Origin of the sequence: Rhodanobacter sp. K2T2 (assembly GCF_013408815.1) — a bacterium.
Taxonomy (GTDB): Bacteria; Pseudomonadota; Gammaproteobacteria; order Xanthomonadales; family Rhodanobacteraceae; genus Rhodanobacter.
Map to the genome: position 1 here is coordinate 101758 of NZ_JACCCA010000002.1, position 23267 is coordinate 125024.

Annotated in this window: 24 protein-coding genes and 1 tRNA gene; 15 read left to right on the forward strand and 10 right to left on the reverse strand. The window is 63.4% G+C overall.

Annotated features, from left to right (window positions below; genetic code table 11):
* Nucleotides 1-34: 34 nt before the first annotated feature.
* A complete protein-coding gene (gene queG / locus HDE78_RS03815) occupies nucleotides 35-1108 on the forward strand; it encodes a tRNA epoxyqueuosine(34) reductase QueG (RefSeq protein WP_179477206.1) in 1074 nt (357 codons plus the stop codon).
* Nucleotides 1109-1112: 4 nt separating this feature from the next.
* Here queG and panD read toward each other — a convergent pair whose 3' ends face one another.
* From panD to pcnB, 5 genes are all read right to left on the reverse strand, one after another.
* On the reverse strand, nucleotides 1113-1499 hold the full coding sequence (gene panD / locus HDE78_RS03820) for an aspartate 1-decarboxylase (RefSeq protein WP_179477207.1): 387 nt from the start codon (nucleotides 1497-1499) through the stop codon (nucleotides 1113-1115).
* A 100-nt stretch (nucleotides 1500-1599) separates the two neighbouring features.
* Complete coding sequence (gene panC / locus HDE78_RS03825; RefSeq protein ID WP_179477208.1) at nucleotides 1600-2445, reverse strand: pantoate--beta-alanine ligase; 846 nt, start codon at nucleotides 2443-2445, stop codon at nucleotides 1600-1602.
* 16 nt (nucleotides 2446-2461) lie between these two features.
* Entirely contained in the window at nucleotides 2462-3292 is an 831-nt protein-coding gene (panB, locus tag HDE78_RS03830; RefSeq protein ID WP_179477209.1) for a 3-methyl-2-oxobutanoate hydroxymethyltransferase, read from the reverse strand.
* 76 nt (nucleotides 3293-3368) lie between these two features.
* The gene (gene folK / locus HDE78_RS03835) at nucleotides 3369-3848 is read right to left on the reverse strand and encodes a 2-amino-4-hydroxy-6-hydroxymethyldihydropteridine diphosphokinase (RefSeq protein WP_179477210.1); all 480 of its coding nucleotides are present in this window, start codon (nucleotides 3846-3848) and stop codon (nucleotides 3369-3371) included.
* Entirely contained in the window at nucleotides 3845-5206 is a 1362-nt protein-coding gene (pcnB, locus tag HDE78_RS03840) for a polynucleotide adenylyltransferase PcnB (RefSeq protein WP_179477211.1), read from the reverse strand. Before pcnB ends, folK begins: the two co-directional genes overlap by 4 nt.
* Before the next feature lie 176 nt (nucleotides 5207-5382).
* On the opposite strand from pcnB, the gene HDE78_RS03845 reads away from it, so the two are divergent.
* A tRNA-Glu gene (locus HDE78_RS03845) sits at nucleotides 5383-5458 on the forward strand.
* Between the two features lie 138 nt (nucleotides 5459-5596).
* A complete protein-coding gene (gene fdxA / locus HDE78_RS03850; protein WP_179477212.1) occupies nucleotides 5597-5920 on the forward strand; it encodes a ferredoxin FdxA in 324 nt (107 codons plus the stop codon).
* A gap of 96 nt (nucleotides 5921-6016) precedes the next feature.
* Here the strand turns inward: fdxA and HDE78_RS03855 are convergent, their stop codons facing one another.
* Both HDE78_RS03855 and dapA read right to left on the reverse strand, forming a co-directional pair.
* Nucleotides 6017-6619, reverse strand: a complete 603-nt coding sequence (locus HDE78_RS03855; RefSeq protein ID WP_179477213.1) for a hypothetical protein — start codon at nucleotides 6617-6619, stop codon at nucleotides 6017-6019.
* A 34-nt stretch (nucleotides 6620-6653) separates the two neighbouring features.
* The gene (gene dapA, locus HDE78_RS03860; RefSeq protein ID WP_179477214.1) at nucleotides 6654-7550 is read right to left on the reverse strand and encodes a 4-hydroxy-tetrahydrodipicolinate synthase; all 897 of its coding nucleotides are present in this window, start codon (nucleotides 7548-7550) and stop codon (nucleotides 6654-6656) included.
* A gap of 135 nt (nucleotides 7551-7685) precedes the next feature.
* On the opposite strand from dapA, the gene HDE78_RS03865 reads away from it, so the two are divergent.
* The 4 genes from HDE78_RS03865 to HDE78_RS03880 all read left to right on the forward strand — a co-directional run bounded on the left by HDE78_RS03865 (nucleotide 7686) and on the right by HDE78_RS03880 (nucleotide 11869).
* Nucleotides 7686-8249, forward strand: coding sequence for a glycine cleavage system protein R (locus HDE78_RS03865; RefSeq protein ID WP_179477215.1), 564 nt, complete (start codon nucleotides 7686-7688; stop codon nucleotides 8247-8249).
* Nucleotides 8250-8547: 298 nt separating this feature from the next.
* A complete protein-coding gene (locus tag HDE78_RS03870) occupies nucleotides 8548-9009 on the forward strand; it encodes a peroxiredoxin (RefSeq protein WP_179477216.1) in 462 nt (153 codons plus the stop codon).
* Nucleotides 9010-9139: 130 nt separating this feature from the next.
* Nucleotides 9140-10519, forward strand: a complete 1380-nt coding sequence (locus HDE78_RS03875) for a PhoH family protein (RefSeq protein WP_179477217.1) — start codon at nucleotides 9140-9142, stop codon at nucleotides 10517-10519.
* 393 nt (nucleotides 10520-10912) lie between these two features.
* A complete protein-coding gene (locus HDE78_RS03880) occupies nucleotides 10913-11869 on the forward strand; it encodes an aspartyl/asparaginyl beta-hydroxylase domain-containing protein (protein ID WP_179477218.1) in 957 nt (318 codons plus the stop codon).
* 95 nt (nucleotides 11870-11964) lie between these two features.
* Here the strand turns inward: HDE78_RS03880 and HDE78_RS03885 are convergent, their stop codons facing one another.
* Nucleotides 11965-12978 (reverse strand): isocitrate dehydrogenase, encoded by a 1014-nt coding sequence (locus HDE78_RS03885; RefSeq protein ID WP_179477219.1) that lies wholly within the window; start codon nucleotides 12976-12978, stop codon nucleotides 11965-11967.
* An 11-nt stretch (nucleotides 12979-12989) separates the two neighbouring features.
* Between HDE78_RS03885 and HDE78_RS03890 the strand changes: the two genes are divergently transcribed.
* Nucleotides 12990-13169 carry a hypothetical protein gene (locus tag HDE78_RS03890; RefSeq protein ID WP_179477220.1) on the forward strand — a complete coding sequence of 60 codons (180 nt, stop codon included), beginning with the start codon at nucleotides 12990-12992 and terminating at the stop codon, nucleotides 13167-13169.
* A gap of 85 nt (nucleotides 13170-13254) precedes the next feature.
* Here HDE78_RS03890 and HDE78_RS03895 read toward each other — a convergent pair whose 3' ends face one another.
* Together HDE78_RS03895 and grxC are read right to left on the reverse strand one after the other, a co-directional pair.
* Complete coding sequence (locus tag HDE78_RS03895) at nucleotides 13255-13641, reverse strand: carboxymuconolactone decarboxylase family protein (RefSeq protein ID WP_179477221.1); 387 nt, start codon at nucleotides 13639-13641, stop codon at nucleotides 13255-13257.
* Nucleotides 13638-13901: a glutaredoxin 3 gene (grxC, locus tag HDE78_RS03900; RefSeq protein ID WP_179477222.1), complete on the reverse strand. Its 264-nt coding sequence runs from the start codon at nucleotides 13899-13901 to the stop codon at nucleotides 13638-13640. The genes HDE78_RS03895 and grxC overlap by 4 nt, the downstream gene beginning before the upstream one ends.
* Nucleotides 13902-14030: 129 nt before the next feature.
* Here grxC and HDE78_RS03905 point away from each other — a divergent pair, with 129 nt between their 5' ends.
* The 7 genes from HDE78_RS03905 (at nucleotide 14031) to lpxH (ending at nucleotide 23199) form a co-directional block, all read left to right on the forward strand.
* Complete coding sequence (locus HDE78_RS03905) at nucleotides 14031-15710, forward strand: M48 family metalloprotease (protein ID WP_345776025.1); 1680 nt, start codon at nucleotides 14031-14033, stop codon at nucleotides 15708-15710.
* A 154-nt stretch (nucleotides 15711-15864) separates the two neighbouring features.
* Nucleotides 15865-16554, forward strand: coding sequence for a phosphate regulon transcriptional regulator PhoB (gene phoB, locus HDE78_RS03910; RefSeq protein ID WP_179477224.1), 690 nt, complete (start codon nucleotides 15865-15867; stop codon nucleotides 16552-16554).
* A gap of 307 nt (nucleotides 16555-16861) precedes the next feature.
* Nucleotides 16862-17953: a phosphate regulon sensor histidine kinase PhoR gene (phoR, locus tag HDE78_RS03915; protein WP_255457616.1), complete on the forward strand. Its 1092-nt coding sequence runs from the start codon at nucleotides 16862-16864 to the stop codon at nucleotides 17951-17953.
* A 54-nt stretch (nucleotides 17954-18007) separates the two neighbouring features.
* Complete coding sequence (gene ppk1 / locus HDE78_RS03920) at nucleotides 18008-20116, forward strand: polyphosphate kinase 1 (RefSeq protein WP_179477226.1); 2109 nt, start codon at nucleotides 18008-18010, stop codon at nucleotides 20114-20116.
* A 97-nt stretch (nucleotides 20117-20213) separates the two neighbouring features.
* A complete protein-coding gene (locus HDE78_RS03925; protein WP_179477227.1) occupies nucleotides 20214-21731 on the forward strand; it encodes a Ppx/GppA phosphatase family protein in 1518 nt (505 codons plus the stop codon).
* Between the two features lie 73 nt (nucleotides 21732-21804).
* Nucleotides 21805-22461, forward strand: coding sequence for a peptidylprolyl isomerase (locus HDE78_RS03930; protein ID WP_179477228.1), 657 nt, complete (start codon nucleotides 21805-21807; stop codon nucleotides 22459-22461).
* A gap of 9 nt (nucleotides 22462-22470) precedes the next feature.
* Complete coding sequence (lpxH, locus tag HDE78_RS03935; protein ID WP_179477229.1) at nucleotides 22471-23199, forward strand: UDP-2,3-diacylglucosamine diphosphatase; 729 nt, start codon at nucleotides 22471-22473, stop codon at nucleotides 23197-23199.
* Nucleotides 23200-23267: the final 68 nt, after the last annotated feature.

A 23267-nucleotide genomic window follows, 5' to 3' on the forward strand; every position in this document is an offset into this window, starting at 1 on the left:
AATTATAGGCACGGTCACCGTCTACAATGGATCGATGTCCGACCCCGATACACGCCCTCACATCGACTACGCCGCACTGGCCGGCGATATCAAGCGCTGGGCGATCGAGCTGGGCTTCGCCGACGCGGGCATCAGCGGCACCGATCTCGGCGCCGACGAGCAGCACCTCGAACGCTGGCTCGACGACGGCCATCACGGCGAAATGGAATACATGGCGCGCCACGGGGCCAAACGCAGCCGCCCCGCCGAACTGGAGCCGGGCACGCAGCGCGTGATCTCAGTGCGGATGGACTACATCCCGCCCGGGACGGCAAACGCCTGGGGCGTCATCGAGGATGCTGAAGCCGGCTACGTGGCGCGCTATGCGCTGGGCCGCGACTATCACAAGCTGATGCGCAACCGGCTGCAGAAGCTGGCCGACCGCATTCACAGCGTCGTCGGCGACTTCGGCTATCGCGCCTACGTCGATTCGGCGCCGGTGCTGGAAAAGGCGCTGGCGCGCAACGCCGGGCTGGGCTGGATCGGCAAGCACACGGTGCTGATCAATAAGCGCGCCGGCTCGTATTTCTTTCTCGGCGAGCTGTATACCGACCTGCCGTTGCCGGTGGATGCGCCGGCCAGCGCGCACTGCGGCAGCTGCAATCGCTGCATCGACATCTGCCCGACGCAGGCCATCGTTGGGCCGTATCGACTCGATGCGCGACGCTGCATTTCCTATCTCACGATCGAGCTCAAAGGCAGCATTCCCGAAGCGCTGCGCGCGCCGATGGGCAACCGCATCTTCGGTTGCGACGACTGCCAGCTGATCTGCCCGTGGAACAAGTTCGCCCAGGAAACCACCGAGCCGGATTTCGCACCACGCCATAGCCTGGACGGCGCAAAACTGATCGACCTTTTCGGCTGGAGCGAAGAGGAGTTCCTCAAGCGCACCGAAGGTATGGCGATCCGCCGTACCGGCTACGAAGGCTGGCTGCGCAATATCGCCGTGGCGCTGGGCAATGCGCCGACATCGGCCGCCGTCACCGCCGCGCTAGAGGCGCAAGCGGAGCATGTTTCGCCAGTGGTACGCGAACACGTGCAGTGGGCGCTGGCCCGGCATCACCGCTGACGAATCAGGCGGCGGCCATCTGCTTGGGGATCGAACGATTGGTGTGCGAGATGCGATTGTGCGCATCGGCGTATACCAAGGTCGGCTGGAATTTCTCCAGCTCCGCTTCGCTGAGCTGGGCGAAGGCGGCGATGATGATCAGATCGCCCGGCTGGGCGCGATGCGCCGCGCTGCCGTTCACCGAAATGATGCCCGAGCCTTCTTCGGCACGCAGCGCGTAAGTGACAAACCGCTTCCCGTTGTTGATGTTCCAGGCGTGGATCTGCTCGTACTCACGGATGCCCGACGCGTCGAGCAACAGGCCATCGATCGCGATCGAGCCTTCATAATGAAGCTCGGCATGGGTAACCGTGACCCGATGGATCTTGGCCTTGAGCATGTTCAGGTGCATGACGTACTTCCCGCAGGAACAGCCTGCGTAACGGGTAATTATCGAAGCCCGGAGGCTTGACCGCAACTGGGCGGCCGGATGGAGCCTATTTAGGGGCGTCCTAGTCGAACATCAAGTTGTCGATCAGGCGCGTCGTGCCCAGCCGGGCGGCAATGAGCGCGACCAGGCCCTCGCGCTGATCCTCGGCGGGCTCGGCCAGGTCGTCGGCGCGGCGAATCACCGCATAATCCGGCGCAAAACCGGCGCGCGTCAGCCGCGAGGTTGCCACCTGCTCCAGGGCCCGCCAGGCGTGGCCCTGCAGGAACAGCTCGCGCATCTTGCTCAGGGTGTCGTAGATCAGGACAGCGCGGGCCCGCTCGTCCGGTGACAGGTACTGGTTGCGCGAACTCAGCGCCAGGCCATCTTCGGCGCGCAGGGTCGGCGCGGCCATCACCTTCACCGGCAGCGACAGGTCGCGCACCATGCGCTCGATCACCTTCAGCTGCTGGAAATCCTTCTGACCGAAGACGGCGATGTCCGGCTGCACCAGATTGAACAGCTTGCACACCACCGTGGCCACGCCATCGAAGTGCCCCGGCCGATGGGCGCCTTCCAGCGTCTCGGTGATTTGCGGCACGCGCAGGCTGACGCTGTGCTCGGCGCCGAACGGATAGATCGTGCCGACGTCGGGGGCAAACAGCAGGTCGCAGTCCTGGTCGGCCAGTGCGGCCTGATCCTGCACAAGGGTACGCGGATAGCGCTCGAAATCCTCGTTCGGACCGAATTGGGTCGGGTTGACGAAGACGCTCGCGACCACCCGCTCGGTACGCGCACGCGCCAGCTTGATCAGCGACTGATGGCCTGCGTGCAGGTTGCCCATGGTCGGCACAAAGCCGACGGTTTCGCCCTTGCTGCGCCAGCCGCGGATAGCCGCGCGCAGCGCGGAGACGTCTTGTACGGTCTGCATGGTTGGCTTTGGCCGGTCAGTTGAAACAGTGTTCGGGCGCGGGGAAAACGCCACTGCGCACATCCTCGGCGTAGGCCGCAATGGCCGCTGCCACAGAATCGCGCCCAGCGAGGAAATCCTTGCTGAACTTCGGTCGCTTGCCCGGGGTGATGCCGAGCATGTCATGAATCACCAGCACCTGTCCGTCGCAATGCGGGCCGGCGCCGATGCCGATGACAGGGATATTCACGGCGCCCGTCACCCGCTCGCCCAACGCCGTCGGCACGCCTTCCAGCACCAGCAGATCCGCGCCGGCGGACTGCGCCGCCAGCGCCTCGGCCAGAATATGGTCCGCTGCCGCCTGCTCACGACCCTGAATGCGAAAGCCGCCGAACTTGTGCACCGATTGCGGAGTCAATCCCAGATGCGCGCACACGGGAATCGCCCGGGCGACCAGCGCCGCAATGCCTTCGAGGATATGCGGCGCGGCGCCTTCGATTTTGACCATCGCCGCACCGGCTTCGCCGACCAGTCGCGCACCGGCTTCCAGCACATGCGCCGTGTCGCGATCGGCCATGAACGGCAGATCCGCCACCAGCATCGTGGCGGACAATCCGCGGGCGACTGCCGCGGTGTGATAGACCATGTGATCGAGCGTCACGGGGAGCGTGCTGCGATGCCCCTGCACCACCATGCCCAACGAATCGCCGACTAGCGCGATGTCGACACCGGCATTTTCCAGCTGCCAGGCGAAGCTGGCGTCGTACGCGGTCAACATGACGATGCGCCGCCCCTGCGCTTTCATCGCCTGCAGGCCCGGTACGGTGACCGGCTTGCGTTCGGGGGTGCTGGCGTTCTGCACGTACACGGCAATTCCTTACGTTAACGAGAACAACGGGCGCCGATTATCGGCGGCCCGCACTGGCGGCTCAAGGTCGAAACGCTCAAGGCAGGCGCTCGCAGCCGGAGGTATCGAGGTTTCCCAGCAGGGCGTGCACCGTTCCCTGACCCGGTATATCCAGTGTCGGCGCGATAGCGGACAGCGGCAGCAGCACAAAGGCGCGCTCGGCCATGCGCGGGTGCGGCAGGGTCAACTGCTCATCGTGGCGAGTCACGCCATCCATATGAAGCAGATCCAGATCCAGCGTGCGCGGACCATTGCGCTCGGCCCGCACGCGGCCAGCGTCGCACTCGATTTGCAGCAACGCATCGAGTAACGCTTCCGGCAGCAATGCAGTATCCAGTGCGACAACGGCGTTGATAAATGGCGGCTGCTCGATCACACCCCAGGGCGGCGTCAGATACAGCGGCGAACGCCGTAGCACGCGCGTGGCTGGCAAGGCGTCGAGTGCGTCCATCGCAGCGAGTACCTGCCGCTGCGAGTCACCCAGATTGCTGCCCAGCGCGACGTAAGCCAGCGTCACGCCGGGCCCGATTTGTCGCCCGGCTTGCGCCGGCGGCGCCGGGGCCGTGGCGGCTTGGCCGAGGTCGCCACCACGTTGTCGCTGGGATAATTGCCGCCGCCGGCAGGCAGCGCCGCCGCCAGCACGTCCTGCGGCAGCAGCTGCGCATGCGCCCACCACTGGCCCAGCTCGCGCATCGCCGGCGACTCGTCAGCGCGCAGCAGCAGAAAGTCGAACGCGGCGCGAAAGCGCGGCTGGGTCATCAGACGGAACACGCGCTTGCGCTGGATCTGCTCGAAGCGCGGCTGCAGCGACCAGATCTCTTCCATCGTAAAGGTGAAACGACGCGGGATCGCCACCCGTTGGCACTGCTCGGCCACCACCTGCGCCGCGGCGCGCGCCCAGGCTTCGTTGCCATCCATGCCCTGACTTATCCACTGGTGCGCAAGATCCCGTACTTCGCCCCACAACAGCACCGCAAACAGGAAGGCCGGCGTGACCGATTTGCCTTCGGCGATGCGCGTATCGGTATTGGCCAGACCCTGCTCGACCAGCGAACGCAGCGCCTGATCGCCACGCTTCAGCGCGCGGGCGGTGGCCGGAAACAGAAACTTCAGCAGGCCGCATTTTTCGAGCATGCGGAAGCTTTTCAGCCCCTGGCCGCCGAGGAACATCTTCAGCGATTCGTCGAACAGTCGCGCCGGTGCGGCCTCGGCCAGCAGTGGCCCGAGCGTCTCGAACGGCGCCATCGCGGCAGCATCGATCCGCATGTCGAGCTTGGCTGCCAGACGCGCGGCGCGCAGCATGCGCACCGGATCTTCGCGATAGCGCGTGACCGGGTCGCCGATCAGTCGCAGCACGCGGTCATCGAGATCCCTGCTGCCGTCGACATAGTCGCGCACCGAAAAATCGCTGATGTCGTAGTACATCGCGTTGACGCGGAAGTCGCGGCGAATGGCGTCCTCTTCGATCGTGCCCCAGATGTTGTCGCGCACGATGCGCCCATCGACGATGTGGCGATCGCCCTCGGCACCCTCTTCCCCGAGGCCACGAAACGTCGCCACCTCGATGATCTCCGGCCCGAATACCACGTGCGCCAGACGAAAACGTCGACCAATCAGACGGCAGTTGCGGAAAAGCCGCTTGACCTCGTCCGGCGTGGCGCTGGTGGCGACATCGAAGTCCTTCGGGTGCAGGCCCAGCAGAAGGTCACGGACGGCACCACCGACCAGATACGCGGTGTAGCCCGCCTCGTTCAAACGGTAAAGCACGCGCAGGGCGGCCTTGCTGATGTTCTTGCGGGAGATGATGTGCTGGTCGCGCGGAATGATCCGCAACGTCGGCGTGATGTCGGTGTCGGTCCTTGGTTCTAGGTTCAAGCGGTAAAAATCCTTGCAGGACGATTGGCCGTGAGTTCAATGACTGGATACACTTTCGTCTCAGGTAACGTGCGAATCGATGCGGTGGGTTACGCCGGAGTACGCCATAAACTGTTGTATATCCAGCATTGCCGGGCGAAACAATTCCGTTATACTAGCGCGCCTCACAGCATAACGCTCCCTTCGTCTAGTGGCCTAGGACACTGCCCTCTCAAGGCGGGAACACGAGTTCGAGTCTCGTAGGGAGCACCATGGTTTTTGCAATCTTCCATGATTGCTGTTGTCTGGAGAGGGTTCGGGTGACGCGCGGCTCTCTGCCTTGGCTAGTCCAGAAGCGGCCATCCATGGCCGCACTCTTCATAAAACACCGCATTTTTAACGGGCTATCTCATGACGTTTGTTGTCATCGACAACTGCATCAAGTGCAAATACACCGACTGCGTCGAAGTCTGCCCGGTCGACGCTTTCCACGAAGGCCCCAATTTTCTTGTGATCGACCCGGACGAGTGCATCGACTGCACATTGTGCGAGCCGGAATGCCCGATCAATGCGATCTATCCGGAAGACGACGTGCCGGCCGGTCAGGAGTCGTTCGTCGCCCTCAACGCGGAGCTCGCCAAGGGCTGGCCGGTGATCACCGAGCGCAAGGATGCTCCTGCTGACGCGAAGGACTGGGAAAACAAACCCGGCAAGCTCGACCTGCTTCAGCGCTGACGTTCTCCCCGCATTGCAAAACGAAAAAAGCCGCCCTCTAGAGGGCGGCTTTTTTGTCGCTCCCCCGCACCATCACGATGCAGGGCAAGCGCCGGTTTATTTGTCTTTCTTCTTGCCCAGTTTCGTCCTCAGCGCATCGACCACTTTGATCACCGCAGGCGCATCGCCCTGAGCCCGCACTTCACTGGCTTCCGTACCGCTGCTGTCGATCATGATCTGCACCGGATGCGTGGTCGAACCGGCCGCATCCGTGGGCACCGGCGCGCTCTTCTTGAACATGCCGAAGAAGCCCTTCTTTTTCTGCTGAATCACGGCGTTGGGCACGCTAACCGTATAGGTGCGGGCGGCATCGTCGTGCGCCGTCACCTGGCCAAGGCTGCCGTCAGCCAGCTGGGCACCGACCTGCTTGTAGGCGTCGTCGACGTTACCGGTCATGACGAAGCCATCGGTGATCGCACCGGCCGAACCACCGTTGACGCTGGCCGTCGCCCCGTTGGACGTGGGCTGGTTGCCACCCGGCGGCGGAATCACCAGTGCCGCCGTGGTCGTGGGGCGATCGAGCTGCGGCGGAATCTCCAACGGCGACTCCTGCTGGGCGGTGTCCCACGCCTTGTGCGAGCGGAACATGCCGCAGCCGGAGAGCAGCAGACCACTGAGGGCCAGAAGCGGCAGGGCCACGAGGAGTGGTGTTTTCTTCATGTAATCGGATTCCGTGAGAAAGTTCAGACAGCCGTCAAGCAGCGGCAGTCGCCAAGGATGCCAGACTGGACAGCGCTTGGTGCAATCGGGCGCGATCCGGACCGTCGTTCAATTCAACCAGAGGCAACCTTGGCACAGCCAAGCCCAGCCCCAAAACCGGCAATCCGGCCTTTACCGCAATCGGGTTCGGCGCACAGTCCAGTGCCTGCACCAGCGGACTCAGCGCGGCATCGCAGCGCGCCGTTTGCGCCGTGTCGCCGGCAAGCGCCGCATCGCAAAGTGCCCTGAAAGCCTGGGGCACAAGATTGACCACCACCGATATTGTACCGCCCGCACCCGCCAGCATGGCGGCACCGGCCGATGCGTCGTCGCCGGAGAGATAGACGAAATCCGGGCTCACAAGTTCCGCGAGGGCGTCAATACGCTCGCGATCGCCGCGCGCCTCCTTAATGCCGATGATGGCCGGATGATCACGCAGACTCGCCACCGTCTGCGGCAGCAGGTCGCTACCCGTGCGGCTTGGCACGTTGTACATCAGCACCGGCAGCTCGCCGTGATCGGCCACGTCGAGAAAATGCCGACGCATACCCTCCTGGGTCGGGCGGACGTAATACGGCACCACGACCAGCGCGGCATCGACGCCCGAGGCCTTGGCACGACGGGTCAACGCGATGGTTTTGGCCGTACCCGCCTCGCCGGTGCCGGCAATCACCGGCACCCGTCCGGCGACGCGCTCCACCGCGTACGCCAGCAGCCGATCGAATTCGTCGTGCTCCAGCATATGCGCTTCGCCGGTCGACCCGGCCACCACCAGCGCCTGCGTGCCGCCAGCCAGCTGAAAGTCGATCAGCCGGCCGAAAGCCTGCAGGTCGAGCGCGCCGTCTGCCGTGAAAGGGGTAACCAGCGCGCAAATACTTCCGCGAATGTTCAAGAATCGATTCCGCTCCTGGGCAGAACGCACATGTTACTGGCGGCTTCACAAGGCCGGCAAGTAAACCCGATAGAGTAATCTCCCGATTCCGCACCGCGCGGCTTGCTGCCCATACCGTCACCAGGTGGATTTTTTTTGAAACCCTCTTCCGCTTCCGCCCATGCCAGCAACGACAACCAGCTGCTGATCCACGCGCTTACCCCCTCGACCAAATCCCCGCTGCTGGCGCTGGCCAAGCGCATCGCCGACGCCGGCTGCAACCTTACCGAGTCGCGAGTTTCCAGCGTTGGCACCGAGGTATCGCTGATGCTGCTGGCCAGCGGCGCGTGGGATGCACTGGCCAAACTCGAAACCGCGCTGACCAAGCTGGCCCGCGACGAAAGCCTGCGGCTGGTGCAGTACCGTACCGGACCGCGCGAAAACAGCTCGCATCTGCTGCCGTATCTGGTGGAAGTGGTGGCTGCCGACCGGCCCGGCATCGTGGTGCGTATCGTGGAATTTTTTACCCAGCATGGCATCAGCGTCGAACAGCTGAACTCCACGCGCTATCAGGCCATGCAAACCGGCGCCGAGATGTTCCAGGCCCAGTTCACCATTGGCGTGCCGTCGGAAATCCACATTGCCGCGCTGCGCGACGATTTCCTCGAACTGTGCGACGGGCTGAACCTCGACGCGATCATGGATCCGGTGAAATTCTGAAACTCACCCGGCCGTTGAGCATCGCGCGATAACGGCCGGCTGACAAGGACTGTTATCTGCAGTCACGCACGCGCTAGTCTAGCCCCGGGACTTCAGAGGGACGTTGCATTGCAGCCAGCTCATCGATTCACGCGGTCAGCCAACGGCGCACCAGTCGCTGCATCGGCGACACCGTCACTCCAGGCCGCTGCCGTTAGCCCGCAACCCTTCGCTGTTCGCAAGCCCTCCATCCTCTGTTCCGATTCCGTTTTCCTCAAAAACATCGATCACGGTGACGTCTCACCGTGCCGGAGTAACCATGCCCGAGCTCGGCAAGAAACTTCCCCCACTGAAAGGCCAGGTCAGCGACGGCAGCGAGCTGCAGCTGGCCAGCCTCAAAGGCCAGTGGGTGGTCGTGTATTTCTATCCCAAGGACAGCACCCCCGGCTGCACCACTGAAGCGAAGGATTTTCGCGACTTGTACCCCGCATTTCGCAAACGCCATGCCGAGGTCATCGGCGTATCGCGCGACTCGCTGAAATCGCACGCCAACTTCAGCGCAAAACAGGAATTGCCGTTTCCGCTGATTTCCGACACCGACGAAGCCTGGTGCCGGGCCTTCGACGTCATCCACGAAAAAGTGCTGTACGGCAAGCGCCACATGGGCATCGTGCGCAGCACGTTCCTGATCGATCCCGATGGCAAGCTCAGCAAGGAGTGGCGCGGCGTCAAAGTAACCGGACACGCGCACGCCGTGCTCGACGCCATTGCGTCCAAGTGAACTTCGCCCGAGCTCACGTTTTCAAAGTCACGGCAGCGCGGCGTCGCCGCGCCGGTCGCCGCGACTATCCGACGGCGGCAAACCAGCCGCCGTTACTGCGCCAACCACCCACCAGCGAGGACTCTTCCGCATGACCGGAAGCACGCGAATCTACGCTCTCGACACCAACGTCCTGCTGCATGACCCGACCTCGCTGTTCCGCTTCGCGGAGCACGACGTCTTTATCCCGATGACCGTGCTGGAGGAACTGGACGAAAAAAAGAAAGGCGCCTCGGAGGTTTCCCGCAACGGCCGACAGGTCAGCCGGTTTCTCAACGAACTGATCGAGCGCGGCAAGGGCCACAACCTCAACGAGGGCCTGGAGCTTTCCAACCCGCAAGGCATCAATCTCAAGCGCGACAACGCGGTGGGCAGGCTTTATTTCGAGCAGCGCCTCAGCGCCAATCGCGGCAAGGCCGACAACCAGATTCTCGCCTCGGTAATGGAGCTGCGCGATCAGCACGCCGATCGCGACGTCATCCTCGTCACCAAGGACATCAACCTTCGCATCAAAGCCAGCATCGAGGGGGTGGTCGCCGAAGATTACGAAAACGATCGCGCGCTGGACGATTTTTCGCTGCTGTATACCGGTGCCGCGGAACTGCCGGAAAACTTCTGGAACCTGCACCCCGAAGTCAAATCCTGGACCGAGCGCGGCCGCACCTTCTACAAGGTCGATCGCCACGATGACGAAGAATGGCACCCCAACCAGTGCCTGTTTTTACCGGGCGAAAACGAGGTCGAGCTTCGCGTACTGCATTTGGACGATGTGAATGCCACGCTCGTGCTGCTGGACGATCACTCGCATGCCAACCATCACGTGTGGGGCATCGGCGCACGCAACCGCGAGCAGAACTTCGCCCTCAACGCGCTGATGGACCCGGACATCGATTTCGTCACCCTGCTCGGCAACGCCGGTACCGGCAAGACCCTGCTGGCGCTGGCCGCGGGTCTGGCGCAGGTGATGGACCAGCAGCGTTATCGCGAGATCATCATGACCCGCGCAACGGTTTCCGTCGGCGAGGACATCGGCTTCCTGCCGGGCACCGAAGAAGAAAAGATGACGCCGTGGATGGGTGCGCTCACCGACAATCTCGAAGTACTCGCCAACCCCGAAGACGGCGGCAGCTGGGGGCGCCAGGCCACCAACGACCTGCTCGCTTCGCGCATCAAGATCCGCTCGCTCAATTTCATGCGCGGACGCACCTTCCTGTCGCGCTATCTGATTATTGACGAGGCGCAGAACCTCACACCCAAGCAGATGAAAACCCTGATCACCCGTGCCGGCCCCGGTACCAAGATCGTCTGCCTGGGCAACGTCGAGCAGATCGACACGCCCTACCTCACCGAAACCACCTCCGGCCTCACTTACGCGGTGGACCGTTTCAAGCAGTGGGAGCATTCGGCGCATATCACCCTGCGGCGCGGCGAACGCTCGCGGCTGGCGGACTTTGCGGCGGAGGCGCTTTAAAGGCGGAGAACGGGGGAAAGCGGACTACGGCTAGTCCGTGATTCCGCTCCTTAGTTCCTCGTAACTAATAAAATGAGCACTGCGCGCACTTCCAAGGATCGCGCAGCTTTACCGTAAGTTATTGATCTAACAATTTAAAATGGACTTTCAATGTGGCCATGTATTTACCTCTACTAACCGATTTTCTGTGCCTGGTTTTCGGTCTTGCCTTGGTTATCTCCGGGATAAGGCTATTTTGGATCGGAGGTAGCTACCTTAAGAAAAAGATGAAATCTCTGCCGTAATTTTTAGCGCGCCCATCTGGATCCGCTCAAGGCTGAAGAGGCAGTCATGGTTGCTGGGGGCAAGCGAGTACAATGATGTTTATCGGCTCTGACGGTTCTAACTGCCTACATGATCTTTACCCCCCGACTTGTCTTGCTGGCGCTCTTCGCTTTTTTTGCGCTATGTGTGCTGCTGGTGCACCTGCGCGGGCGCGTGCGGCTGCGGTTCGATCGGCAGTTGGTGGATCATTCGGCGGTTTTCGCCCCTTACAACCTCTTGATGTACGCCTTCTCGGCAGTGCCGGCGCGGCCGATTCTCGATCGCCGCGGTTTCCCCCAGCTCGACTTGCTGCAGGCCAACTGGCGTGTGATACGCGACGAAGCCATGCATCTGTTCGACGAAGGCTATATCCGCGCGGCCGCGAAAAATGACGACGCCAGCTTCAACAGCTTTTTCAAGCAGGGCTGGAAGCGCTTTTATCTGAAGTGGTACGGCGAGCCGCTGGCCTCGGCCGAAACGCTCTGCCCCAATACAGTGGCGCTGCTGAAGTCGATCCCCAGCGTCAAGGCGGCCATGTTCGCGCTGTTGCCACCGGGCGCCAAGCTCAACCCCCATCGCGACCCCTTCGCCGGTTCCCTGCGCTACCACCTGGGGCTGATCACGCCCAACTCGCCGGCCTGCCGCATTTTCGTCGATGGCCACGAGCACGCGTGGGGCGACGGCAAGGACGTGGTATTCGACGAAACCTACGTGCACTGGGCCGAAAACGGCACCGACCAGACTCGGGTGATCCTCTTCGCCGACGTCGAACGCCCCTTGCGCACGCGCTGGATGAACGCGATCAACCATCGCGTAGGCGCTTTCATGGGCAGCATCACCGCATCGCCTAACTCCGATACGGACACCGAGAAGACCGGCTTCATCAACCGCCTGTTCGCGCTGAGCAAGCGCAAAGGCGATTCGTCGAACTCGTTCAAGGCGCGCTTAAAGAGCCGCCACAAGAAAGTCTACAAGGGCCTCAAATACCTTGGCATCGTTATGATGATCTGGCTGATCTTTCTTGCGCCCTGGCCAATCTTCCGCTGAGTGAAGTTCTGAGGCGACTGCATATTCACCAAGAAAAAAGCCGCGGATGGCTCCGCGGCTTTTTCTTTTTGGACGGCTAAACCGCAGACGTCAACTCAGGCCTTGAGGCGCTTGACGATGGCGTCCGCAAAGCTGTCGGTGCTGCCCTTGCCACCCAGATCCGGCGTGATCTGATCGCGGTCGTTTTCCACCGCGGCACGAATCGCCGCACGCAGCTGATTGCCCTTGGCGACCATGTCCAGATAATCCAGCATGTCGGCGGCGGCCAGCAGCAGCGCGCAGGGGTTGGCGATACCGCGACCGGCGATATCCGGCGCCGAACCGTGCACGGCTTCGAAGATCGCCGCGTTGGTGCCGATGTTGTCGCCCGGCGCCAGACCCAGGCCACCGACCAGACCCGCGCACAGGTCGGAGAGGATGTCGCCGAACAGATTCGTGGTCACGATCACGTCGAACTGATGCGGATTCATCACCAGCTGCATGCAGGTGTTGTCCACGATCATCTCGTTGAACTCGATCTGCGGATATTCCTTGGCGATTTCGCGCGCCACGTTGAGAAACAGGCCGGTGCTGGTCTTGAGGATGTTCGCCTTGTGCACGGCGGTGATCTTCTTGCGGCCTTTCTTCACCGCCATCTCGAACGCGTAACGCACGATGCGGGTGCTGCCCTTGCGCGTATTGCGGATGATCGACTGAGCGATCTCGCCATCTTCGGAGAGCGTCTGGCCTTCGGCGAGATACGCGCCCTCGGTGTTTTCGCGCACCGTAATGATGTCGATATTCTCGTAGCGCGACTTGGTACCGGGAAAACTGATCGCCGGACGCACATTGGCGTACAGGTCGAAATGCCGGCGCAGGGTCACGTTGACGGAGGTGAAGCCACCGCCGATCGGCGTGGTCAGCGGGCCTTTCAGCGCCACCTTGTGCTTACCGATGACTTCCAGGGTCGAGGCCGGCAGCAGGTCGCCGTGCTTTTCCAGCGCAACCATGCCGGCATCGACAAAGTCATACGTCAGATTACAATCGAGCGCATCGAGCACGCGCAGCGTAGCTGTCATGATCTCCGGGCCAATGCCATCACCGGCGATCACAGCAATCGTCTTGCTCATGGGGAAACTCCTTGAAACGGGGAATCGAGCAGCGCGCGCAGGAGGAGGAAGAAACAAAGGCGGCGCTGATAACCTGTCGATTATCGCCGATGTGGCGCGATGCGGCCAGTGCAGGGGTTCGCTTCGGTGCTGAAAATACTCGCACGCAGCGTTGCAAAAAGGCGCATGGGCGCGGAACGACCACCCGGTGAAAGCCAGACGACGCACTGCTTTCCCGATAAATACGCCTTACCGCGCCTGCCGAAAGAGGCCGCGCGAAGCGCGGCCCTCGAACGATTAATTGGCCGCGTGATCCGCACAACCGGCAGCATCGCTGGCCGCGCCGGCTTCGAGCTGGTCGAGCAGATCCACGCCGCGGCGCAGATGCGGAATCACGATGGAGCCGCCGACGACGAGAGCCACGCTGAATACCTCGAAGAACTCGTTGCGCTGCACGCCGGCTTCCTTGCACTGGGCGATGTGGTAACTGATGCAGTCATCGCAACGCAGCACCATCGACGCCACCAGGCCCAGCATCTCCTTGGTTTTGACGTCCAGCGCGCCGGCCTTGTAGGTCTGCGTATCGAGCGCAAAAAACCTACGAACGACCTGATTGTCCTCAGCAAGGATGCGGTCGTTCATGCGCTGGCGGAATTCGCTGAACTCGGCGAGGCTGTCGCTCATGCGGACAGCTCCAGCAGCTGGGTCAGCTTGCCGCTGCGATCGGCGGCGACCAGATCATCGAAGCCGCCGACGTGCTGATCGTTGATGAAAATCTGCGGCACGGTGCGCCGGCCGCCGCTGCGGGTCAGCATGGCATCGCGCTGCACCGGGTCCGTATCGATGCGCACTTCCGTCCACTCCAGCCCCTTGGCCTTGAGCAGATTCTTGGCCGACACGCAGTACGGGCAAACGGCGGTGGAATAGACCTCGATCTTGGACATGACGACACTCCGGAACGGTAGGAACGATGGCAATTATTTGGGGGCAGACGCGCCGCGGCTCAAGCCTTCGTCGGCGGGAACCGCTGCAATCCCGCGCGGTCTCGGTGGTATTGTCGCTTACCTATGACCATGGCACCACGACGACTGGTTCAACGCCTGCTGGCGCGACGTCTGCTGACCGCCGTGCTGGCGGCCGGCCTGACCTGTGCCGCCAGTGCCCAGCAGGACGTGCGCCTGCCCGATCTGGGCAGCTCGGCCAATGCGCTGATCTCGCCGCAGGATGCGCAGGATTACGGCGCTGCCATGCTGCATCAAATGCGCGCGCTGGATCTGGTCGTCGACGATCCGCTGCTGGACGACTACATCAACGACCTGGGCTTTCGACTGGTCGCCAGCAGCGACAAGCCGAAAGATCACTTCGCGTTTTTCGTGGTGAAAGATCCCGAGATCAACGCGTTCGCGGCGCCCGGCGGCTATATCGCGGTGAACTCCGGCCTGATCACGATCACCCGCAACGAAAGCGAGCTGGCCGGCGTGATCGCCCATGAAATTGGCCACATCACGCAAAACCATCTGGAGCGGGCGTTCGAGGATTCCAAAAAGGATGCACCGCTGATGGCGCTGGTGCTGCTCGGCGCCATTCTCGCCGGCGCCGGCGGCCACGCCGGTGACGCGCCGGTCGCGGTTCTGGCCGGCGGGCAGAGTCTGATCGCGCAGAAGTCGATCAACTTCACCCGCCACGACGAGATCGAGGCCGATCGGGTGGGTATTCAGACCCTAGGCCGTGCCGGCTTCGATCCGAATGCCATGGCGACCTTCTTCGAGCATCTGGAAGACGTCACCAGCGCCGACGCCGGCGGCATCCAGACGCCGTCGCTGCTGCAGTCGCACCCGGTGACCACCGAGCGCATCAGCGACGCGAAATCTCGCGCCGGCTCGCTAATAGCTGCGCAGAAACTTCGCCCCACCGTGTCCAGCATGGACCAGAGCCAGTGGGAGAAAATCACCGCACCGGTGCCGTTCGTCCGCGACCCCTCGGTGCTGACGGCCGGCACGAAAACACCCGATCAGCTGGACACCTACTCGCTGATGCGTGAGCGCACGCGGGTGCTGGCCGACGACGCGTCCAAAGTGGCGCTCTACTACGCGTCCAATCTGAAAGATCAGTACGGCTTCGACACGCCGGCGACGCGCTACGGCTATGCGCTGGCGCTCACCCGCAGCGGTCGCGGCGCACAGGCGATCGAGCAGTTGCAGCCGCTGCTGCAGTCGCACGGCGGCGACCTGATCCTGAAGCTCGCCATGGCCGATGCCCGCCTGCAGGCCGGCCAGCGCGGCGCGGCGCTGGCCATGTACGAGGAGCTGACCACGCAGTCGCCGCGCAATCGGGCGGTAGCGCTGGCCTACGCCGATGCGCTCGTGGCCCGCGGCGACAAGGCGCAGGCCACGCAGGCGGCGAACCTGCTGCGCCCGCTGCTGGACAATGCCGACGAGCCCGAAATCTACAGCGCCTACGCCCGTGCCAGCGAAAAGGCCGGCGACAGCGTGCGTGCCGGGGAAGCCTTCGCCGACGCCAGCTATTACGCCGGCCGGCCGTTCGATGCGATGGAGCAACTGAAGCGGATGCTCGAGCGCAGCGATCTGGACTACTACGCCAGGGTACGCATCCAGTCGCGCATCAGCCAGCTGACCCCGCTGGTGATGGAGCTGCACAAGCGCCGCATCAGCACCGACGACAACCCCGACGGCCGGCAGCAGCCGCGCCAGAATCAGTTGTGCAGCGACCGATTGTGCTTCGGCGCCCGCTGACCGACGCCGTCCCTGCCAGCCACCGGCCTGCCGCGGGCGACCAGGCTTCGTGACAATCCGGCACGATTGGGCTAGAACGAAGTGACCCATGTCATCGACACGTAACATTGATGGGTTGCAATACTCCCGTCATAAGCCACCGGCAGACCACCGCGTGCACAAGCGCATTTTGATCGTTGAAGATGAAGTCTCGATCCGCGAGATGATCGCCTTTGCCCTGCGCAAGGCCGGCATGGACGCGATGCAGGCGGCCGATGCGCGGGCGGCCCAGCTGGCTATTGCCGAACAGGTGCCCGACCTGATCCTGCTCGACTGGATGCTCCCCGGCACCAGCGGCCTGGAGCTGGCGCGGCGCATGCGCAAGGAAGAACTGAGCCGCGAGATCCCCATCATCATGCTCACCGCCCGTGGGGAGGAGATGGACCGGGTCAATGGTTTGGAAGCCGGCGTCGACGACTACGTGGTCAAACCCTTCTCGACGCGCGAGCTGATTGCCCGCATCAAGGCCGTGCTGCGTCGCAGCCAGGGCGACGACGGTTCGGGCATGGTCGAACTCGGCGGCCTGCGCATCGACGGCCCCGCGCATCGCGTGTTTGCAGGCGAAGACGCGGTGCCGATCGGCCCGACCGAATATCGCCTGCTGTACTTTTTTATGACCCACCCGGAGCGCGTGTACTCGCGTACACAACTGCTCGATCACGTATGGGGCGGCAGTGTTTACGTGGAGGAGCGCACGGTCGACGTGCACATCCGCCGCCTGCGCAAGACGCTGGAGCCGTGGAAGCTGGACGAAATGGTGCAAACCGTGCGTGGCACCGGCTACCGGTTCTCCGTCAACGCCTGAAGTCGTGCATGGCTGAGTCACGCATGCCCTGCCCGATAGCCATGGCTCGGCTCGCCGGGGTTGCGGCGACGCAAGCTTTTGCCGATGCTGGCCGCCCGGCCTGCAAGGCCGTCCAGCCAAACGCCTCATGGCACAACCTGCCGCTTCATCGCTCGCAAAATTGTCAATTGCTCTGACGGCGGCATTAGCCGTTGGCGCACTGCTGGGCTGGTTGGCCGGCGGCCATATCGCTACCGGCGTGGCGGTTGTCGCGCTTTTCGAAGTCGTCTTGCTGCTGACTCGAATTCGTCATCAAACGCAGCCCATCATGCCTATATCCGCTGGCGTCAGCCCTCTACAGCATGACCGTTTCATGACACGTTCCCGACGTATTGCCTCCAGCCTGCGTGATTTGCGCAACGCCGCCAGCCAACTTCCCGATGCGGTGGTGCTGCTCGATCAGCAACAGCAGGTGCGCTGGTTCAACCACGCCGCCGAGAACCTGCTGGGCCTGCGTCGCCCGCGCGACCGCGGCGTACTGCTTCACCAGCGGCTTGCCTCGTCCGACCTTTCCGGGTGGTTGCAGGACGGTGCGCTGGAACCTATTAACGACGTCATCGCCCCGGGCCATCCGGAAAGCCGGCTCAACGTCAGCATGCTGCCGTTCGGCCGCCGCCAGCACCTGCTGCTGGCGCGAGATATCAGCCATCTGAACCGGCTGGAGCAAATTCGTCGCGACTTCGTCGCCAACGTCTCGCACGAGCTGCGCACGCCGCTGACGGTCATCCACGGCTATCTCGAACTGATCGATCCGGAAGACGTGCCCGAGCTGGCGTCGGTGCTCGGCGAGATGCGTGCACAGTCCAAGCGCATGGGTCAGATCGTGGAAGATCTGCTGACGCTGTCGCGACTGGAAACCCAGCACCAGATCGCCGACGAACGCGTGCCGATGGCCTCCCTGCTGGCGACCGTGCGAAAGGAAGCCGAGGCGCTCAGTCAGGGGCGGCATCAGATCGCGCTGGAGTCCACTGCGGAAGCCGACCTGCTCGGCTCGCCGAAGGACCTGCACAGCGCGCTGTCGAATCTGGTCAGCAACGCCGTGCGCTATACGCCGATCGGCGGCAGCATTACCATCCGCTGGCGGCGCACGCCGCTGGGCGCAGCGTATTCGGTCACGGATACCGGCTTCGGCATTCCGGCCTCGCATATCGCACGACTGACCGAGCGCTTCTACCGGATCTCCTCCAGTCGTTCGCGCGACAGCGGCGGCACGGGCCTGGGCCTGTCGATCGTCAAGCACGTGCTGAACCTGCATCAGGCGCAGCTGCAGATCGAAAGCACGCCGGGCGTGGGCTCAACCTTTGCTTGCCATTTCGGCAACGCACGCCTGCTTACCGCGGGCGGCAATGACGAGAGCTGAACTCCCTGATCGCACCGTGTGTATTTGGCCAGCAGCATGGGCCAGAATGACGATATGCCACGTCGCTCACCTGCCCCCTCACCACCGATCGAGCCATCGCCGATCGATTTGAGTGCACCCCACCTATATCTCAGCAGCGAACTGGCGACGCTGGAATTCAATTTCCGCGTCCTGGCAATGGCGCGCGACATGTCGGTGCCGATACTCGAACGGTTGCGTTATCTGAGTATCGTAGCCAACAACCTCGACGAATTTTTCGAAGTGCGCGTGGCAATGCTCAAGCATCACCACGCCTACGGCACGTCGGCGCCGGGACCGGATGGCATCACGTCGGGCGAATTGCTCTCGAGAATTCGCAAGCGCGCGCTTGAACTGGTCACCGAGCAGTTCACGACCTGGCAGGAACACCTCATTCCACAGCTCGACGCGCACAACGTGCGCGTACTGACGCGCACGCAGTGGACGCCAAAACAGCGCCGCTGGTTGCAGGGCTATTTCGAACACGAGGTGCTGCCGGTGCTGTCGCCGCTGGGGCTTGATCCCTCGCACCCGTTTCCGCGCATTCTCAACAAGACGCTGAATATCGCGGTGGTGCTGAAGGGCCGCGACGCCTTCGGCCACGAAGGCCATATGGCCCTGGTACGCGCGCCGCGCTCGCTGCCGCGCATCATCCGCGTACCCGACGAAGTCAGCGGCGAGGGCGATCACTTCGTGTTTCTTGCCGAACTGCTCCAGGCGTTCACCGACCTGATGTTTCCCGGCTTCAAGGTGGTTGGCTCGTACCAGTTCCGCGTCACGCGCAACAGCGAGTTGATCGTCGAGGAGGCCGAAGTGGAAAACCTGGCTCACGCGCTGAGCGAGGAGCTGATCGGCCGCGGCTACGCGCGTCCGGTGCGGCTGGAAATCGCCAACGATTGCCCGAAGGCGATCACCGCGATGCTGACGCGCAACTTCGAGCTGGAAGACACCGACGTCTACCGCTGCGACGGCCCGGTCAACATCATTCGCGCGCAGCTGATCTACGATCTGCTCGATCGGCCCGAACTGAAGTTTCCACGCTTCAATCCACAGCTGCCGGCGGCGCTCGACGGGGCGAAGAACAAGTTCGACCTGATCAGCCAGCGCGACGTGCTGCTGCATCACCCGTATCAGAACTTTGCCGCCGTGGTCGATCTGTTACGCCAGGCCAGCGTCGATCCGCAGGTACTGGCGATCAAACAGACGCTTTACCGCGCGGGTGAGGACACACCTTTGGTCGGCCTGCTGGTGGACGCGGCGCGCAACGGCAAGGACGTGACCGTAGTGATCGAGCTGCGCGCGCGCTTCGACGAAGCGGCGAACATCCAGCTCGCCGTGCGCCTGCAGGAGGCGGGCGTGCAAGTGGTGTATGGCGTGGTCGGCTACAAGACCCACGCCAAGATGATGCTGATCGTGCGGCGCGAGGGCGACGGGCTACGCCGCTACGCGCACCTGTCGACCGGCAACTATCACCAGATCAACAGCCGCACCTACACCGACATTGGCCTGATGACGTCCAACCCGGCCATCGGCGAAGACCTGCACAAGATCTTCCAGCAGCTGTCTGGTCTCGGCCCGATGATCAAGCTCAACTGCCTGCTGCATTCGCCATTTACGCTGTATACCGGCCTGGTCGCCAAGATCGAGCGCGAAACCGCGCACGCGAAAGCCGGTCGTCCGGCGCGCATCGTGGCCAAGCTCAATGCGATGAACGAGTCGCACGTCATCGAGGCGCTGTACCGCGCCTCGCAGGCCGGCGTAGAGATCGACCTGATCGTACGCGGCGCCTGCACGCTGCGACCGGGCCTGCCCGGCATCTCCGAGCGCATTCGCGTGCGCTCGATCATCGGCCGCTTTCTCGAGCACAGCCGCGTGTACTGGTTCGCCAATAACGACGAGCCTGAGCTCTACTGCGCCAGCGCCGACTGGATGGCGCGCAATCTGATGCGCCGTATCGAGATCGCGTTTCCCATTCTCGACGCCGAACTGTCGGCCCGTGTGTTCGAAGAAACCCTGGCCGGTAGTCTGGCCGACAACACGCAGGCATGGCTGCTCGACAGCGACGGCCGCTATGCGCGCGCCGAGCCCGGCAACGATCCGCCCTACAGCGCGCAGCAGAGCCTGCTCGATCGATACTGCCCTTGAGCTTTTCCACGCGTAGAAACATCTCAGCGGCCATGGATGACATCAGACTCACGCAGGCATGCGAGAATCCGCCTTCATTCGATCAGGGAGGCTTGACGTGAGCCCAGCCGATGCCACACCGATCCGCGACGGCGAACTGATTGCCGCCGTGGACATGGGTTCCAACAGCTTCCACATGGTGGTGGCCCGTATGGAACACGGCGAACCTCGCGTGATCGATCGGCTGCGTGAAAGCGTACGGATGGCCGCAGGCCTGCGCGCCGACGGCACGCTGGACGCCGAACGCCGCGCCCGTGCGATGAACTGCCTGGCGCGCTTTGGCCAGCGCATCGCCGGCCTGCCCTCGCTGCGCGTGCGCGCGGTGGCCACCAACACCGTGCGCCGGCTTGCATCGCCGCAGACATTTCTCACCGCCGCCGAAGCGGCGCTTGGTCACCCGATCGAGGTGGTTTCCGGCCGCGAGGAAGGCCGGCTGATTTTTCTCGGCGCCGCGCACGATCTGCCCGCCTCGCGCGAACCGCGGCTGATCATCGACGTCGGCGGCGGCAGCACCGAGTTCATCATCGGCCGCGGCCTGGCGCCGCTGCATACGGAAAGCGTACAGGCTGGCTGCATCGCCTCGACGCTGCGCTTTTTCCCCGGCGGCAAGCTCACGCGTAAGCGCTGGCAGCGCGCGCGCAGCGAGATAGGGGTACTGCTGCAGCAGTTCGACGAGGACTATCGCGAAGCCGGCTGGCAGGACGCCTACGGTTCGTCCGGCACGGCAAAATCCATCGGCGCGGTCGTGCAGGCGATGAAATTTTCCGATGACGGCATCACACCGGCGTCGCTGGCGTCGCTGCGCGAAGCCATTCTGGAACAGGGCCAGATCGGCCTGCTGAAACTGCCTGGCTTGGTCGAGGACCGTGCCGCCGTCTTCGCCGGCGGCGTGGTGATCTTCGAGGCCGCGTTTGCGGCACTGGGCATCGAACGCCTGCGCGTGTGCGAAAGCTCGATGCGCGAAGGGCTGATGTGGGATCTGATCGGCCGCGCCGGCGGCAGTGACCCACGCACGGCCAGTATCGATGCGCTGGCGACCCGCTACGGCGTGGATCGCGCGCAGGCCCGACGAGTCGAGTCCACCGCGCTGATGCTGTTCGATCAGGTGGCCAAGGCCTGGAAACTCGACGCCGACGCGCGCGAATGGCTGTCGTGGGCCGCGCGCGTGCACGAGATCGGCCTCGCCATCGCACACAGCCAGCATCATCATCATGGCGCCTACATCCTGCGCCACGCCGACCTGGCGGGCTTTTCGCGGCAGGAGCAGCAGCTGCTCGCTGCGGTGGTCGAAATGCATCGGCGCAAGCCGGACAAGGCGCTGATCATCACGCTACCGGTGCGCTACCGCGCGCTGGCCCGCTACACCACGGCGCTGCTGCGCCTGGCCGTACTTTTTCGCCGCGCGCGGCGGGCCGAGTCGCTGCCGCCGATGCGCGTGGCCGCTACCAGCCAGAAACTGCGCGTCACCCTGCCACTGGCCTGGTTCGAGCAACATCCACTCAGCGAATCCGACCTGCAGCAGGAGCAGTCGCCGATGGCTGAGCTAGGACTGAAGCTGGATCTGTCAAGCAGCTGAGCAAGCGGCTTTCATGAACCATGCCGGCTGCGTGCGCGTATCATGTTGGCACGCCAAAAAACGCCCGACACTCATGCTCAAATCTCTGCTCGCCACCCTGATGCTTCTCGCGCCACTGGCGCTGCCCGCACAAGCCGCCCAGCCTGCGCCCGCCGCTGTCGCAGCGGCGCCGGACGTGGTTCTGCATACCTCACAGGGCGACATCACCGTCGCACTGTATCCAGACAAGGCCCCCAAGAGCGTGGCCAATTTTCTGCAATATGTGCGCGACGGATTCTACGACGGCACGGTATTCCATCGGGCGATTCCCGGCTATCTCGTCCAGGGCGGCCTCTACACGCGCGATCTGCAGCCCAAGCGCACGCGCTCGGCAGTAGCCAGCGAAGCGGACAACGGCCTGTCCAATCTGCGCGGCACGCTGGTCGTGGCACGCGGCGCCGATCCGAACTCGGGCACGTCGCAGTTCTTTTTCAACCTGGTCGACAACCGTCGGCTGGATTTCACCGGCAACCAGAGCAGCCTGACCTGGGGCTATACGGTCTTCGGCAAGGTCATCAAGGGCATGGACGTGGTCGACAAGATCGCGGCGCTGCCCACGCGCGGGCTGGGTCCATTCGCCGCCGATGTACCCAATCCGCTGGTGGTGATCAACAGCGCCCGCGTCGTGGGCGAAGAGTCCACCGTCGACGACGCTGCCGCGGCGCCGGCCAAGAAAGCCACAAAGCATTAAGGCTGCCCGATGGTCACGCTGTTTATTGCCGACCTGCACCTGGATCCATCGCGTCCGCAGATCACCGAGCTGTTCGAACACTATCTGGCCAGCGACGAAGTGCGCCGCGCCGATGCGCTGTATATCCTCGGCGATCTGGTCGAGGCATGGGTGGGTGATGACGACGATGCCGAGCTGCCCGAACGCATCGCCACGGCGATACGTTCCGTACGAGATGCTGGGGTGCCGGTGTACTTTATGCCTGGCAATCGCGACTTTCTGCTCGGTGAAACCTTTGCACAGCGCGCCGGCCTCACGCTGCTGGAAGACGGCGCCGTGCACGACCTCTACGGTCGCCCCACGCTGCTGATGCACGGCGACCTGCTGTGCACCGATGATGTGGCGTACCAGACCGTACGCCAGCAAGTGCGCACGCCGCAGTGGAAGGCGCAGATTTTGGCCATGCCGCTGGAGGCGCGTCGCGCTTTTGCGACCAAGGCGCGTGAGGATAGCCGCGCGCATACCGGCACAACCCAGGAAAGCATCATGGACGTCAACGCCGACGCCGTGCAGCAGGCGCTACGCCATGCCGGGGTGACTCGACTGATTCACGGTCACACCCATCGACCTGCGGTGCACGCGCTGCAATTGGACGATCATCGCGCCGAGCGCATCGTGCTCGGCGACTGGTACGAGCACGGCTCTGTGCTCAAAGTCACGCCCTCCGGCGCTGAACTGCACGGACTTTCCGTCAGCTGAGTTCCGCCATCGCCACGCGCGACGTCGTGCGAGGCGCCAGCCAATAGACCTTTGCAAGTCAAGGCTGC

What these genes read in the sequence shown, in the direction of transcription:
- HDE78_RS03885 (WP_179477219.1), bottom strand. Translation starts at nt 12,978, where the DNA reads ATGAGCAAGACGATTGCTGTGATCGCCGGTGATGGCATTGGCCCGGAG.
- HDE78_RS03905 (WP_345776025.1), top strand. Translation starts at nt 14,031, where the DNA reads ATGGCACCACGACGACTGGTTCAACGCCTGCTGGCGCGACGTCTGCTG.
- HDE78_RS03875 (WP_179477217.1), top strand. Translation starts at nt 9,140, where the DNA reads ATGACCGGAAGCACGCGAATCTACGCTCTCGACACCAACGTCCTGCTG.
- grxC (WP_179477222.1), bottom strand. Translation starts at nt 13,901, where the DNA reads ATGTCCAAGATCGAGGTCTATTCCACCGCCGTTTGCCCGTACTGCGTG.
- panC (WP_179477208.1), bottom strand. Translation starts at nt 2,445, where the DNA reads ATGCAGACCGTACAAGACGTCTCCGCGCTGCGCGCGGCTATCCGCGGC.
- fdxA (WP_179477212.1), top strand. Translation starts at nt 5,597, where the DNA reads ATGACGTTTGTTGTCATCGACAACTGCATCAAGTGCAAATACACCGAC.
- ppk1 (WP_179477226.1), top strand. Translation starts at nt 18,008, where the DNA reads ATGCCACGTCGCTCACCTGCCCCCTCACCACCGATCGAGCCATCGCCG.
- panD (WP_179477207.1), bottom strand. Translation starts at nt 1,499, where the DNA reads ATGCACCTGAACATGCTCAAGGCCAAGATCCATCGGGTCACGGTTACC.
- queG (WP_179477206.1), top strand. Translation starts at nt 35, where the DNA reads ATGTCCGACCCCGATACACGCCCTCACATCGACTACGCCGCACTGGCC.
- phoR (WP_255457616.1), top strand. Translation starts at nt 16,862, where the DNA reads ATGCCTATATCCGCTGGCGTCAGCCCTCTACAGCATGACCGTTTCATG.
- HDE78_RS03930 (WP_179477228.1), top strand. Translation starts at nt 21,805, where the DNA reads ATGCTCAAATCTCTGCTCGCCACCCTGATGCTTCTCGCGCCACTGGCG.
- HDE78_RS03880 (WP_179477218.1), top strand. Translation starts at nt 10,913, where the DNA reads ATGATCTTTACCCCCCGACTTGTCTTGCTGGCGCTCTTCGCTTTTTTT.
- HDE78_RS03895 (WP_179477221.1), bottom strand. Translation starts at nt 13,641, where the DNA reads ATGAGCGACAGCCTCGCCGAGTTCAGCGAATTCCGCCAGCGCATGAAC.
- HDE78_RS03870 (WP_179477216.1), top strand. Translation starts at nt 8,548, where the DNA reads ATGCCCGAGCTCGGCAAGAAACTTCCCCCACTGAAAGGCCAGGTCAGC.
- HDE78_RS03855 (WP_179477213.1), bottom strand. Translation starts at nt 6,619, where the DNA reads ATGAAGAAAACACCACTCCTCGTGGCCCTGCCGCTTCTGGCCCTCAGT.
- lpxH (WP_179477229.1), top strand. Translation starts at nt 22,471, where the DNA reads ATGGTCACGCTGTTTATTGCCGACCTGCACCTGGATCCATCGCGTCCG.